The 13613-nt window shown below is 69.7% G+C and carries 10 protein-coding genes; 6 read left to right on the plus strand and 4 right to left on the minus strand.

The window, feature by feature from the left end:
- Positions 1-170 precede the first annotated feature (170 nt).
- Together MRBLMI12_RS13195 and rpoC are read left to right on the plus strand one after the other, a co-directional pair.
- Positions 171-3671, plus strand: coding sequence for a DNA-directed RNA polymerase subunit beta (locus tag MRBLMI12_RS13195; protein ID WP_349426326.1), 3501 nt, complete (start codon positions 171-173; stop codon positions 3669-3671).
- Positions 3672-3712: 41 nt separating this feature from the next.
- Positions 3713-7585: a DNA-directed RNA polymerase subunit beta' gene (gene rpoC / locus MRBLMI12_RS13200; protein WP_363356911.1), complete on the plus strand. Its 3873-nt coding sequence runs from the start codon at positions 3713-3715 to the stop codon at positions 7583-7585.
- A gap of 99 nt (positions 7586-7684) precedes the next feature.
- Here the strand turns inward: rpoC and MRBLMI12_RS13205 are convergent, their stop codons facing one another.
- Genes MRBLMI12_RS13205 through MRBLMI12_RS13215 form a run of 3 tightly spaced genes read right to left on the minus strand, consistent with a single transcriptional unit; the run spans position 7685 to position 9590 of the window.
- Positions 7685-8404, minus strand: a complete 720-nt coding sequence (locus tag MRBLMI12_RS13205) for a DUF3618 domain-containing protein (RefSeq protein ID WP_363356912.1) — start codon at positions 8402-8404, stop codon at positions 7685-7687.
- Positions 8401-8820: a phage holin family protein gene (locus MRBLMI12_RS13210; RefSeq protein WP_349426329.1), complete on the minus strand. Its 420-nt coding sequence runs from the start codon at positions 8818-8820 to the stop codon at positions 8401-8403. Before MRBLMI12_RS13210 ends, MRBLMI12_RS13205 begins: the two co-directional genes overlap by 4 nt.
- A complete protein-coding gene (locus MRBLMI12_RS13215) occupies positions 8817-9590 on the minus strand; it encodes a hypothetical protein (RefSeq protein WP_363356913.1) in 774 nt (257 codons plus the stop codon). The genes MRBLMI12_RS13210 and MRBLMI12_RS13215 overlap by 4 nt, the downstream gene beginning before the upstream one ends.
- A 239-nt stretch (positions 9591-9829) precedes the next feature.
- On the opposite strand from MRBLMI12_RS13215, the gene MRBLMI12_RS13220 reads away from it, so the two are divergent.
- Entirely contained in the window at positions 9830-10444 is a 615-nt protein-coding gene (locus MRBLMI12_RS13220) for a hypothetical protein (protein WP_363356914.1), read from the plus strand.
- Between the two features lie 10 nt (positions 10445-10454).
- On the opposite strand, the gene MRBLMI12_RS13225 is transcribed toward MRBLMI12_RS13220, so the two are convergent.
- Positions 10455-11060 (minus strand): hypothetical protein, encoded by a 606-nt coding sequence (locus tag MRBLMI12_RS13225; RefSeq protein WP_363356915.1) that lies wholly within the window; start codon positions 11058-11060, stop codon positions 10455-10457.
- A gap of 139 nt (positions 11061-11199) precedes the next feature.
- On the opposite strand from MRBLMI12_RS13225, the gene MRBLMI12_RS13230 reads away from it, so the two are divergent.
- The 3 genes from MRBLMI12_RS13230 to MRBLMI12_RS13240 all read left to right on the plus strand — a co-directional run bounded on the left by MRBLMI12_RS13230 (position 11200) and on the right by MRBLMI12_RS13240 (position 13495).
- The gene (locus tag MRBLMI12_RS13230) at positions 11200-12183 is read left to right on the plus strand and encodes an ABC transporter (RefSeq protein WP_363356916.1); all 984 of its coding nucleotides are present in this window, start codon (positions 11200-11202) and stop codon (positions 12181-12183) included.
- A 43-nt stretch (positions 12184-12226) separates the two neighbouring features.
- Positions 12227-12754 (plus strand): hypothetical protein, encoded by a 528-nt coding sequence (locus MRBLMI12_RS13235; RefSeq protein ID WP_363356917.1) that lies wholly within the window; start codon positions 12227-12229, stop codon positions 12752-12754.
- A gap of 72 nt (positions 12755-12826) precedes the next feature.
- Entirely contained in the window at positions 12827-13495 is a 669-nt protein-coding gene (locus tag MRBLMI12_RS13240; protein WP_349426337.1) for a spermidine/putrescine ABC transporter substrate-binding protein, read from the plus strand.
- The last annotated feature ends 118 nt before the right edge of the window (positions 13496-13613 follow it).

Consider the following 13613-nt stretch of genomic DNA (forward strand, 5'->3'; position numbering starts at 1 on the left):
GACGTATAGTGGGTCTTTGCGCTCTTGGATTCCCCCTGCCCTCATATGGTGGTCGGCTGTGCCTGCGCCCCCCCGCGTTCACGCGAGGAGTGCCGCGCGGGTTTCGGGGAAGAGAGCACTCCACCTGACGACAAGGAAACGAGCCCTACGGGCCCACGGAGGTAATCCCCTTGGCTGCTGCGCGCAACGCATCCAACCCCACCACCACCCCTAAGAACGGACGCGGAGCATCCCGCCTCTCGTTCGCCAAGATCTCCGACACGCTGACGGTCCCCGACCTTCTCGCGCTGCAGACCGAGTCGTTCGACTGGCTCGTGGGCAACGAGGCCTGGAAGGCCCGCGTCGCCCAGGCGAAGGCCGACGGTCGCACCGACGTGCCCGAGATCAGCGGTCTCGAGGAGATCTTCGAGGAGATCTCGCCGATCGAAGACCTGAGCGAGACCATGCAGCTCTCGTTCACCAACCCGTACCTCGAGCCCGAGAAGTACTCCATCGAGGAGTGCAAGGAGCGCGGCAAGACGTACGCGGCCCCGCTCTACGTCGAGGCCGAGTTCATGAACCACCAGACCGGTGAGATCAAGACCCAGACGGTCTTCATGGGCGACTTCCCGCTCCAGACCGGCAAGGGCACGTTCATCATCAACGGCACCGAGCGCGTCGTCGTGTCGCAGCTCGTCCGTTCGCCCGGCGTCTACTTCGACAAGACCCCCGACAAGACGAGCGACAAGGACATCGTGTCGGCGCGCGTCATCCCGTCGCGGGGTGCCTGGCTCGAGTTCGAGATCGACAAGCGCGACCAGGTCGGCGTCCGCATCGACCGCAAGCGCAAGCAGTCGGTCACCGTCTTCCTGAAGGCGCTCGGCCTGACCAGCGAGGACATCCTCGCCGAGTTCGCCGGCTTCGACTCGATCGAGGAGACGCTGTCGAAGGACACGATCCTCTCCAAGGAGGACGCCCTCCGCGACATCTACCGCAAGCTCCGTCCGGGCGAGCAGGTCGCCGCCGAGGCCGCCCGCGCGCTCCTGGACAACTTCTACTTCAACCCGAAGCGCTACGACCTCGCCAAGGTCGGCCGGTACAAGATCAACCACAAGCTCGGTGTCGACAAGCCGCTCAGCGACTCGGTGCTGACTGTCGACGACATCGTCGCCACGATCAAGTACCTGGTCCGTCTGCACCGCGGCGACGTCACGTTCGACGGCGTGCGCGGCGGCAAGCCGGCCGAGATCCGCCTGGACGTCGACGACATCGACAACTTCGGCAACCGTCGCATCCGCGCGGTCGGCGAGCTCATCCAGAACCAGGTCCGCACCGGTCTGTCGCGCATGGAGCGCGTCGTCCGCGAGCGCATGACCACGCAGGACATCGAGGCGATCACGCCGCAGACCCTGATCAACGTCCGCCCCGTCGTGGCCGCGATCAAGGAATTCTTCGGAACGTCGCAGCTGTCGCAGTTCATGGACCAGAACAACCCGCTCGCGGGTCTGACGCACAAGCGCCGCCTCTCGGCCCTCGGCCCCGGCGGTCTGTCGCGTGAGCGCGCAGGCGTCGAGGTCCGCGACGTCCACCCGTCGCACTACGGCCGCATGTGCCCCATCGAGACGCCGGAAGGCCCGAACATCGGCCTGATCGGCTCGCTCGCCTCGTTCGCGCGCATCAACGCGTTCGGCTTCATCGAGACGCCGTACCGCCGCGTGGTCGAGGGCAAGGTCACCGACCAGATCGACTACCTGACCGCCTCCGAGGAGAGCGACTACATCGTCGCGCAGGCCGGTGTCGAGCTGAAGGCCGACGGCCGCTTCGCGCAGGACCGCGTCCTCGCCCGTCGCGGCAACGGCGGCGAGGTCGACCTCTTCCACTCGGAGGAGATCGGCTACATGGACGTCTCGCCCCGCCAGATGGTGTCGGTCGCGACCTCGCTCATCCCGTTCCTCGAGCACGACGACGCGAACCGCGCCCTCATGGGTGCGAACATGCAGCGTCAGGCCGTGCCGCTGCTGCGCTCCGAGTCGCCGGTGGTCGGCACGGGCATGGAGGGCTTCGCCGCGATCGACGCCGGTGACGTCGTCACCGCCGACAAGGCCGGTGTCGTCGTCGAGGTCTCGGCGGACGTCGTGACGGTGCAGCTCGACGAGGGCGGCACCCAGGACTACTTCCTGCGCAAGTTCGACCGCTCCAACCAGGGCACGAGCTACAACCAGCGCGTCGTGGTCTCGGCCGGCGAGCGCGTCGAGGCCGGCGAGGTCATCGCCGACGGTCCCGCGACCGAGAACGGCGAGCTCGCCCTCGGCAAGAACCTCCTCGTGGCGTTCATGACGTGGGAGGGTCACAACTTCGAGGACGCGATCATCCTCAGCCAGGACCTGGTGAAGGACGACACCCTCTCCTCGATCCACATCGAGGAGTACGAGGTCGACGCCCGCGACACGAAGCTCGGCAAGGAGGAGATCACCCGTGATCTCCCCAACGTCAGCCCCGACCTGCTGAAGGACCTCGACGAGCGCGGCATCATCCGCATCGGCGCCGAGGTTCGCCCCGGCGACATCCTCGTCGGCAAGGTCACGCCGAAGGGCGAGACCGAGCTGTCGGCCGAGGAGCGCCTGCTTCGCGCGATCTTCAACGAGAAGAGCCGCGAGGTCCGCGACACGTCGCTGAAGGTGCCCCACGGTGAGCAGGGCACGATCATCGCGGTCAAGGAGTTCAACGCCGAGGACGGCGACGACGAGCTCGGCTCGGGCGTCAACCGCCGCGTCGTGGTCTACATCGCCCAGAAGCGCAAGATCACCGAGGGCGACAAGCTCGCCGGTCGTCACGGCAACAAGGGCGTCATCGCGAAGATCCTGCCCGTCGAGGACATGCCGTTCCTCGCGGACGGCACGCCGGTCCAGGTCATCCTGAACCCGCTCGGCATCCCCGGTCGAATGAACTTCGGCCAGGTCCTCGAGCTGCACCTCGGCTGGATCGCCAAGCAGGGCTGGAAGGTCGAGGGCATCCCGGAGTGGGCCGCCCAGCTGCCGGAGCAGGCCTTCGAGGCGCCGGCCGGCACGAAGGTCGCCACGCCGGTGTTCGACGGTGCGTTCGAGGCCGAGATCGCGGGTCTGCTCGACTCGACGACCCCGAACCGCGACGGCGAGCGCCTGATCGACTCCTCGGGCAAGACGCAGCTGTTCGACGGCCGCTCCGGCGAGCCGTTCCCGGCTCCGATCTCGGTCGGCTACATGTACATCCTGAAGCTGCACCACCTCGTGGACGACAAGATCCACGCGCGCTCGACGGGCCCGTACTCGATGATCACCCAGCAGCCGCTCGGTGGTAAGGCGCAGTTCGGCGGTCAGCGCTTCGGTGAGATGGAGGTGTGGGCCCTCGAGGCCTACGGCGCCGCGTACGCGCTGCAGGAGCTCCTCACGATCAAGTCCGACGACATCCTCGGCCGCGTCAAGGTGTACGAGGCGATCGTCAAGGGCGAGAACATCCAGGAGCCCGGCATCCCCGAGTCGTTCAAGGTGCTCATGAAGGAGATGCAGTCGCTCTGCCTGAACGTCGAGGTCCTCTCGGCCGACGGCACGGCGGTCAACCTCCGCGACACCGACGACGACGCCTTCCGTGCCGCGGAGGAGCTCGGCATCAACATCTCCAGCCGCTTCGAGTCGTCGTCGATCGACGAGATCTAAGCGCGCCAGGTAACGAACGAATTTCCGACACAGGAGAACCAGTGCTCGAATCAACCACTTTCGATCAGCTTCGCATCGGCCTGGCCACCGCTGACGACATCCGTCGTTGGTCCTACGGCGAGGTCAAGAAGCCCGAGACCATCAACTACCGCACCCTCAAGCCCGAGAAGGACGGTCTCTTCGGCGAGCAGATCTTCGGACCCTCGCGCGACTGGGAGTGCGCGTGCGGCAAGTACAAGCGCGTCCGCTTCAAGGGCATCGTCTGCGAGCGCTGCGGCGTCGAGGTCACCAAGTCCTCGGTGCGCCGTGAGCGCATGGGCCACATCGAGCTCGCCGCGCCCGTCACGCACATCTGGTACTTCAAGGGCGTCCCGTCGCGCCTCGGGTACCTGCTGGACATGGCGCCGAAGGACCTCGAGAAGGTCATCTACTTCGCCGCGTACATGGTGATCTCGGTCGACGAGGAGGCGCGCCACCGCGACCTCTCGACGCAGGAGAACAACATCCGCCTCGAGCTGAAGACGCTCGCCGACCGCCGCGACGCGCGTGTCGCCGCTCGCCTCCAGAAGCTGGAGGAGGAGCTCGCCGCGCTCGAGGAGGAGGGTGCCAAGGCCGACCAGAAGAAGAAGGTCAAGGACGCCGCCGAGAAGGAGATGGCCGGCATCCGCAAGGGTACCGACGACCAGATCACGCGCCTCGAGAAGGTGTGGGAGGACTTCCGCACGCTCGAGGTCGGCCAGCTCAAGGGCGAAGACGAGATCTTCCACGAGCTGCAGGACCGCTTCGGTCAGTACTTCGAGGCCCACATGGGCGCCGAGTCGATCAAGCGCCGCCTGGAGGCGTTCGACCTCGCCCAGGAGTCCCAGGACCTGCACCTGCAGATCTCGGAGGGCAAGGGCCAGCGCAAGATCCGTGCGATCAAGCGCCTCAAGGTCGTCAACTCGTTCCTGCAGACCGGCATGAGCCCGGCCTCGATGGTGCTCGACGTCGTCCCGGTGATCCCGCCGGAGCTGCGCCCGATGGTGCAGCTGGACGGTGGCCGCTTCGCGACCTCCGACCTGAACGACCTCTACCGTCGCGTGATCAACCGCAACAACCGCCTCCGTCGCCTGATCGACCTCGGTGCCCCCGAGATCATCGTCAACAACGAGAAGCGGATGCTGCAGGAGGCCGTCGACGCGCTGTTCGACAACGGCCGCCGCGGTCGGCCCGTCACGGGCACGGGCAACCGTGCGCTCAAGTCGCTGTCCGACATGCTCAAGGGCAAGCAGGGCCGGTTCCGTCAGAACCTGCTCGGCAAGCGCGTGGACTACTCGGGCCGTTCGGTCATCATCGTCGGCCCGCAGCTCAAGCTCCACCAGTGCGGTCTGCCCAAGCAGATGGCCCTCGAGCTGTTCAAGCCGTTCGTGATCAAGCGCCTGATCGACCTCGGTCACTCGCAGAACATCAAGGCGGCCAAGCGCGCCGTCGAGCGCACGCGCCCCGAGGTCTGGGACGTGCTCGAGGAGATCATCCGCGAGCGCCCCGTGCTCCTCAACCGTGCGCCGACGCTCCACCGCCTCGGCATCCAGGCCTTCGAGCCTCAGCTCGTCGAGGGCAAGGCCATCCAGCTGCACCCGCTCGTCTGCGCCGCGTTCAACGCGGACTTCGACGGCGACCAGATGGCCGTGCACCTGCCGCTGTCGGTCGAGGCCCAGGCCGAGGCCCGCATCCTGATGCTGGCGTCGAACAACATCCTGAAGCCGTCGGACGGCCGCCCGGTCACCCTGCCCTCGCAGGACATGATCATCGGCCTGCACCACCTGACCACGGTCAAGGAGGGCGCGAGCGGCGAGGGTCGCGTGTTCGGCTCGGTCGGCGAGGCGATCCTGGCGAAGGACGAGGGCACCCTCGACCTGCAGGCCAAGGTGCGCATCCGCGTTCCCGGGCTGACGTTCCTCGAGGGCGAAGCCCCCGAGGGCTACGAGCGCCACGGTCTCGTGGACGCGTCGCTCGGTCAGGCGATCTTCAACGACACGCTCCCCAAGGGCTACCCGTTCGTTCGCGAGCAGGCCGACAAGGGCAAGCTGTCGCAGATCGTCAACAAGCTCGCCGAGGAGTACCCGAAGGTGGAGGTCGCGGCTTCGCTCGACCGCATCAAGGACGCCGGCTTCTACTGGGCCACCCGTTCGGGTGTCACGGTGGCGCTGAGCGACATCCTCACGCCCCCGAACAAGGGCGAGATCGTCGCGGGCTACGAGAAGCAGGCCGCGAAGGTCCAGGCGCAGTTCGAGAAGGGTCTCACCACCGACGCCGAGCGTCGTCAGGAGCTCATCAAGATCTGGACCGAGGCGACCGACGAGGTCCAGAAGGCGATGCGGGACAACTTCCCGGCCGACAACACCATCAACCGGATGGTCTCGTCGGGTGCTCGTGGTAACTGGCTGCAGATCCGCAACATCGCGGGTATGCGAGGCCTGGTGAACAACCCCAAGGGTGAGATCATCCCGCGTCCGATCATCTCCTCGTACCGCGAGGGTCTGTCGGTGGCGGAGTACTTCATCGCGACGCACGGTGCCCGTAAGGGTCTGGCCGACACGGCCCTCCGTACGGCCGACTCGGGCTACCTGACCCGTCGTCTGGTGGACGTCTCGCAGGATGTCATCATCCGCGAGGAGGACTGCGGCACGACCAAGGGCCTCGAGTTCACCATCGCCGCCCCCGGCGCCGACGGTGCGCTGGTGCGCGACGCGAACGTCGAGAACTCGGTGTTCGCCCGCACGCTCGCGGCCGACGCCGTCGACCCGAAGGGCGAGGTCGTCGCCTCCGCCGGTGAGGACGTCGGCGACGTGCTCATCGACAAGCTCGTCGGTGCGGGTGTCGAGTCGATCAAGGTCCGCTCGGTCCTCACCTGCGACTCGGCGGTCGGCGTCTGCGCGAAGTGCTACGGCCGTTCGCTCGCGACCGGCAAGATCGTCGACATCGGCGAGGCCGTCGGCATCATCGCGGCCCAGTCGATCGGTGAGCCCGGCACGCAGCTGACGATGCGTACCTTCCACACCGGTGGTTCCGCGTCGGCCGACGACATCACGCAGGGTCTGCCCCGCGTGCAGGAGCTGTTCGAGGCCCGCACCCCGAAGGGCGCGTCGCCGATCGCCGAGGCCGATGGCCGCATCACGATCGACGAGACCGAGAAGTCGAAGAAGGTCATCCTCACGCCCGACAACGGCGACGAGCCGCACGTCTACCCGGTCCTGAAGCGCGCGACGCTCCTGGTCGAGGACGGGCAGCGCGTCACGGTCGGTCAGCCTCTCCAGGTCGGCACGCTCGACCCCAAGGAGGTCATGCGCGTGCAGGGTGCTCGCGAGGTGCAGAAGTACCTCGTCAACGGCGTCCAGGGCGTGTACCGCTCGCAGGGTGTGCCGATCCACGACAAGCACATCGAGGTCATCGTCCGTCAGATGCTGCGGAAGGTCACCGTGGTCGACCACGGCGACACGACGCTGCTGCCGGGTGAGCTGGTCGACTTCAAGAAGTACCAGAACATCAACCGCGAGACCGTGGCCGAGGGCAAGCGCCCCGCGTCGGGTCGTCCCGAGCTGATGGGTATCACGAAGGCGTCGCTCGCGACCGAGTCGTGGCTGTCGGCCGCGTCGTTCCAGGAGACCACCCGCGTCCTGACGCAGGCGGCCATGGAGGGCAAGAGCGACCCGCTCGTCGGCCTCAAGGAGAACGTCATCATCGGAAAGCTCATCCCCGCCGGAACCGGCCTCGCGAAGTACCGCGATGTCACGGTCGAGGCGACGGAGGAGGCCAAGAGCGAGCGGTACCCCAACCGCATCTTCGCCTCGGACGGCGCGTACACCGACGCCGACCTGAGCTACGTCGACTTCGACAGCTTCTCCACGGACGGTTTCACGACCGACTACAACTGAGTCCCCTTCCGGTCGCCGAGCGACCGGGCTGAGACGAAGCAGCACGAAGGGCCCCGGCATCACGCCGGGGCCCTTCGTCGTTCACTGCGGACGGATGCCTCAGCCGAGGCGGTGCCAGCCGGGGGAGTCGTCGCTCTCGGCCGAGCCGAGGGGGTCGGACGACGTCGACGTGCCGGTCTGGCCCAGGCTCTCGGAGCCGGTTGTTGCTGCGGCCCCGTCGCCGCTGGAGGGCGACACGTTCTCGGTGACGTTCTCCTTCACGCGTTCAGCGGTGGTCTGCGCCTCCTCCTTCACGGTCTCGGCAGACGCGACGGCGGAGTCCTTGACCTGCTGAGCGGCGTCCTGCGCCGGGCCCTTCAGTCCCTCGGCCACCTCGTGCGCGGCATCCTTCGCCGTATCCACCGCCTTGTCGACGAGCGGCTGGGCCTTGTCGCGCAGCGCTGTGCTCCACCGCGTCTCCGCGTCGGTCGTGGGGATCAGGCTCGCGACGAGGAATCCGACTCCCGCCGCCAGGAGGCCGACCACGAGCGGTGCGCCCTGGGTCGTCTGCCTGGCCTTGTTCGGGAGGTCGCGCACCGCGTCGCCGGCGGCGCCGACGGCGTGCCCGACCGAGTGGCCGGTGGAGGATGCCGAGTCGCCGAGGTCGTCGGCGACGCCCATGACACGTCCCTTCACGTCGGTCATGACCTGCCGCGCCCTCGTCTTCTGACGCTCCATGATCTTCGGCGGCGACACCTTGTCGGCGAGCGCGTCCACGTCGCGTCCGAGCTCGTCGCGCGTCACCTCGATGTCGGCGCGGATCTGGTCTGGGTTGCTCATGATCTGTTCTCCTCGTTCCTCTTGAGCGCCTCGGGGATCTCTCGAACGGTCTCCACCGTCTGCGGCGCGCCTTGCACGGTCTTCAGCCGGCTCCGCCCGACGGCGTACATGATGCCGGCCACGATGGCCCAGATGACGGCGACGACGACGCCCGACCAGCCGAGGCCGATCAGGGTGCCGAGCGCCCACCACAGGGCGAGGCTCAGGAAGAGCACGGCCATCATGGCCGCGTATCCCGCGCCTCCGAGGAGTCCCGCGCCCTTGCCGGCGCGCTTGGCGGACTCCGAGAGCTCGGCCTTCGCCAGCTCGAGCTCCTTGCGCATCAGGATCGACAGGTCGCGGGAGACCTCGCCCACGAGGTCGCCCAGCGACGTCTCGGCCGCCTTCTGCTGCGACGGCGTGGGCATGTCGGTCATCGTCGTGCCTCGCCGCTGGGCGACCACTCGTTCTGCGCGGTGTCGTCCGCAGTCGACAGCCCCTGCGATCCCGGAGTGGTCGGCATGCTCTCCTGGTCGCCCGCCAGGGCGTCGCCGATCGGGGTGTCGCCGTCTGCGGCGACCCCGGTGTCGTTCCAGCCCGTCGTGCCGGCCGTTCCCGCGGGTGCGCCGAGCGTGCCGTTTCCTGCGACCATCGGACGGGCGCCCACCCGGCCCGCGCTGCCGTTCGGCATCCCGCTGTCGCTGCGGGCGTCCGACACGAGCGCCCGGGTGAGGCGACCGGCGACGATGCCCACGCCGAGTGCGATCACCAGGAAGGCCCCGGTGTGGCGGCGGGCGAACCCGCGCACCTCCCGGACCACGTCGGCGGGCTCGCGCTGCTCGAGCCAGTCGGCGGCCCGGCGCGTCTGCTGCCCGATCGTGCGCACCGCGCTGGTCGCGGCGCCTCCGGCTCCTGAGGCCGTGCCGGATGCCAGGCTCTCCAGCTCGTCACCGGTGCTGCGCAGCGCTCCGGCAGCGCGGCGCTGCTGCGTCGAGGCCTGCTCCGACAGCTGCGTCCGGGTCTCGTCGAAGAACCCTCGGGCGGCGCGCTTGACGTCGTGGGCGACGCTGCCGGCCTCCTCGCCGGCGACGCCCGCGACGTACTTCGCGCCCGCGTCCACCTCGGCGACCGTGTCGACGGCACGCTCCTTCACGTCTCCCGTCGCCGCGCTCCGACCTGCGGACTGTTCGGTGTCGTATGTCGACATGCTCCTCCTCCTCCACTTTCACGTGCGGTGTCGGTCCGGCGCTGTGCCGGGCCTGGGGATCCGCCGTGGGAGAAAACCGTCCGTCATCCGGGGTGGTTGTAGAGAGGGGGTCGAACTCGGCGCGGCGGGAGTGTATTCTTCACCGCTCGCCGGATCGCGCCGCCGCCGCCGGTTCCGCGGCGTGGGTCGAGGCCATCCGGCCGTTCCGGCTTACCGTGGGAAGCGGAGGTGGGGGCCCCATGGCACGGATCGGCGGTCGCAACGCGTGGATCGCCGTGCCCGCGGGGATCCTGTGCGGGGCGGTCGTCGGGGCGCTCGTGTGGCTGTCTCTGCCGATGCTGCCGGTGACGGTCGCGTGGGTCGGCGACACGCTGCGCAACGCGACGGCGCCGCAGCCGAGCGCGACGCCCGAGCAGACCCCCGCTCAGACGGCGGCGGACGGCGGGGCCGTCGACTGCCGGACGCTGTACGCCGACGATCTCTGGAACGAGCTGACCTGGCGACCCGGCTCGCTCCTCGGCCAGTCACTCGGCCCGCCCGCCACAACGGCGACCTCTTTCGCCGACGCGGCGGCCCCCGATGTGCTGGTGACCTGCACCTGGCGGTTCGACGCGGGCGGCATCGTCACGACGCTGTCGAAGGTCGACCCGGATGCCGTCTCCATCGCCGAGGCCGCGCTCTCGGGCGACGGGTTCTCGTGCCGTACCGCCGGCGGCGCCACGGTGTGCGCGCGGACGCAGGGCTCGGTGCGCGAGGAGCACACGCTGCGCGACGGGCTCTGGCTCGTGAGCGTCGAGACGCAGTGGCACCCCGATGACTACGGCGCGCGGCTCGACCGCACCGTGTGGGGCTGATCCGGCCGCCTCAGCCGAAGATGCTCGCGACGACAGCGGCCGTGTAGCCGCTGGGTGCGAGGTTCGAGTAGGTGGTGTCGATGAGGATGTCGTCGCGCCAGAACAGCGTGCGCCCGTCGGTCACCGGGTACGTCTCGTTCTGCCAGGTCTTCTCGCAGCGCGTGCCGCCGTCGGGGGTGTAGCAGGTGTAGCCCTCGTCGGTCACGAGCTTGTTGAGCATGTCGAGGGCGGGGCCGCGCGACATGTAGGTGATGGTCGTGACCAGTCCCGTGGTGTCCGTGGCCGGGTCGCGCCATACGCACACGAGGCCGCCGTCGGGCTGTGCGCCCGACGACCCGAAGGCCGGGTCGTTGAGCGGGATGCCTTCGAGCTGCGCGAGCACGTCGGCGGTGAGGATCGCGTGGCAGTCGTCGGGGATGTCGGCGAGCGGCGTCGCCGACGGCGTCGGGGTCGGCGTCGCGGACGCGTCCCTCGTGGGGGTGGGCGAGTAGGTGAAGCCGTCGCCGGAGGGTGCGTCGTCGGGTGCGCACGCCGTCAGCACTGCGAGCGCGAGGAGGACGGATGCCGCGACCGCCGCGCGCCGGCCGCCGCGAGGCGTTCGCGCAGGTGTTGCCATGGGCCCAGGGTAGTGGCGCCGCGCGGCGGCGGTCGCCGCGACGCGGGAGCGCATTCCTCCGGCACGCCTCCGCGGCATGCGCGGGCCCGCGGGCTACTCTGCCACTGCGGGGACTGGCCCTGCGTGAGGAGTGCCTGCGATGAGTGACCCCAAGTCGTCTTACGGCGAGCCCGTCGAAGAGCCCAACGGCGTCGACGACGTCGTCGGTCGCGCGAACGAAGGCCTCGCCGACGCAGAGGCCGCCCGCCGCGATGCGGTCGACGCCGACAGCTCCACCGCAGCCGCATCCACGCCCGCGGATGCGTCCGACGCGAGTGCTCCGGCCGTCGCCGACGAGCCCGCCGTCGCCCCGGCCGACGAGGCCGTGGCCCCCGCCACCGCGACCCCGGCGGAGGCGGAGCCCGACCCGTGGGCATCGCCGGAGGCGGCATCCCTCGACTACTCCTCCACGGCGGCACCCGTTGCCGACGACGCGCCGACCGTTGTCGCCGCGCCCGTCGTCACTCCGAGCGAGCCCGTCGTCGCCGAGCCGGCGGTCGTCGCCGCCGCGGCTCCGCAGCCCATCTTCGTCCAGGCGCCGGAAGCGCCGCGACCGCGCGGCAACCGCGCGGCGGCCGGTGCCATCGGCCTCCTCGCCGCCATCGCGTTCGCCGTGCTGTACCTCGCCGTCTGGCTCGGCGTCGACGCGATCGAGGGCGACCTGACCGGCGAGAACGTCGGCACGACGGTCGTCGGCGCCCTGGGCACCTGGTCGCTGTGGGTGCCGGTCGTGGTCTTCTTCTTCGCCTTCTGGGTGCTGGGCGCGATCATCAACCGCGGTCGGTGGGGCGCCTGGGTGGTCTTCGGCATCCTGGTCGGCATCGCCGCGTACGGCGGCCACATCCTCGGCGCGCTCTTCCAGGCGCCGTTCTGGGAGCTCACGGCGACCGAGGGCGGCGACCTCGCCGAGGCCGAGCTGCTCACGCCGCTGGCGATCGCCGCGTTCGTCATCGGGCGCGAGCTGACCATCTGGTTCGGCGCCTGGGCGGCTTCGCGCGCGAAGCGCGTGACCGAGCTCAACATCGAGGCGCAGCGGGAGTACGAGCGCACGCTCGAGGCCGGGCCGCAGCTCGTCCGCGCGTAGCCGCACCCCTCCGCCGCGGGAGCCGCCGACGTAGGCTGGCGGCATGGCCGGTGGCGGGGAAGGCGCGGCGTCGGCGGGTCCGGTGCGGCCGCCGATCGCCCTGGCGTTCGCGACGGTCGGCTTCATCGCGCTCACCATCTTCGGACTCGGCATCACGAGCCTCGTCCTCGCCGAGGACGTCATCGCGACGCCCGGCCTCGGGCAGATCCCGGGGGCCGCGGGCGTCGTGTGCGCGACGCTCGCGTTCGCGGGCGGGCTGTGGGCGGCGATCGCTCGCGCGGGCAGCCCGTCGTCGCGCGCGAGCGCCGGGTCGCCGCATCCGTCCTACTGGGGTGCCGCGTGGACCACCGCGGCGGCGTTCCTCGCGTACATCGGAGGCGTGTGGCTCGCGGCCCTGTTCACCGGGGCGGACCTGGGGGTCGCGACGGCGGTCGCGGGGCGCCTGGCGACGTCGTGGTTCGGGGTGTCGGTGGGGGCTGCCGCATTCGTGTCGGCGTGGGCGGGCATCGCGCTCGTTCGCACGCGCGCGCACCGTCCGCGGTGGCCCTGGGAGGACGAGTTCGACGAGTGATCCGGATGCCCGGGCAGCCGGGAACCGCGGGAATCCGGGCGAAAACACATGCCGGGTACTAGCGTTGACCGGGTGGAGCGGTCGCTCGAGACCCAGGTCAGCCAGGCGGTGGACGCCTGGCTCGCCTGGCTGCCGCGGTGGGAGCCTGCGACGCACCGCGGCCGGACCGCTCCGTGCCGGCGCTGCTTCGGGTCGCCGGTGCTGTCGGCGGCCGGGCTCGGAGCCGATGTCCCGCACGGCGTGCAGCACGGGCTCTCCACCCGGATCAAGACGATCGTCGACCGATCGGTGGCCGAGTACACGGCGCTGAACCTCCCGATGCTGCAGACGGAGCTCGACCAGCAGGCGGCCCGCAACCGCGCGCGCAGCTATCGGCCGGGCGAGGGGCTGGACCCCGAGTTCGAAGGGCTGCCGCTGGATCCTGAGCCGGTGCCCGGTGCGCCGTTCCTCTTCACGATCGCCGGTCTCGCCGAAGAGGCCGACGCGCACGTTCCGGACCTGCCGCCGCTGACCGAGGAGGCCAAGGCCGCGCTCCGTCAGGAGGTCGGCCTCGCGGACGACTACGCCAACATGGTCGGCCGCGAGGTGTGCACCATCCTGCTGCACCATCGCCTGCGCATCCAGGCCGCGGTCGGCGAGTTCGTCGAGCCCCAGATCGAGGCGATGCTCGCGGATCTCACGAAGTCGCTCGACGCGCCGTTCGACCCGCACGACCCCGGCGAAGCCCCGCGCCTGGAGTGACTCGCGCCGGCCGGGCACAGCAGGTCGGAGACGGGCCTCGAGAATTGCACAGCCGGCGCGGGCCGGCGCGGGTTCTCAGAAGTGATTTTGTTAGCATGGCCAGGTTTGTTGCCGTCAC

Source organism: Microbacterium sp. LMI12-1-1.1 (genome assembly GCF_040676455.1).
GTDB lineage: Bacteria > Actinomycetota > Actinomycetes > Actinomycetales > Microbacteriaceae > Microbacterium.

Coding starts and splice junctions, on each gene's coding strand:
- MRBLMI12_RS13210 (WP_349426329.1), bottom strand. CDS start 8,820: ATGACCGACATGCCCACGCCGTCGCAGCAGAAGGCGGCCGAGACGTCG.
- MRBLMI12_RS13215 (WP_363356913.1), bottom strand. CDS start 9,590: ATGTCGACATACGACACCGAACAGTCCGCAGGTCGGAGCGCGGCGACG.
- MRBLMI12_RS13230 (WP_363356916.1), top strand. CDS start 11,200: ATGAGTGACCCCAAGTCGTCTTACGGCGAGCCCGTCGAAGAGCCCAAC.
- MRBLMI12_RS13225 (WP_363356915.1), bottom strand. CDS start 11,060: ATGGCAACACCTGCGCGAACGCCTCGCGGCGGCCGGCGCGCGGCGGTC.
- MRBLMI12_RS13205 (WP_363356912.1), bottom strand. CDS start 8,404: ATGAGCAACCCAGACCAGATCCGCGCCGACATCGAGGTGACGCGCGAC.
- MRBLMI12_RS13235 (WP_363356917.1), top strand. CDS start 12,227: ATGGCCGGTGGCGGGGAAGGCGCGGCGTCGGCGGGTCCGGTGCGGCCG.
- MRBLMI12_RS13220 (WP_363356914.1), top strand. CDS start 9,830: ATGGCACGGATCGGCGGTCGCAACGCGTGGATCGCCGTGCCCGCGGGG.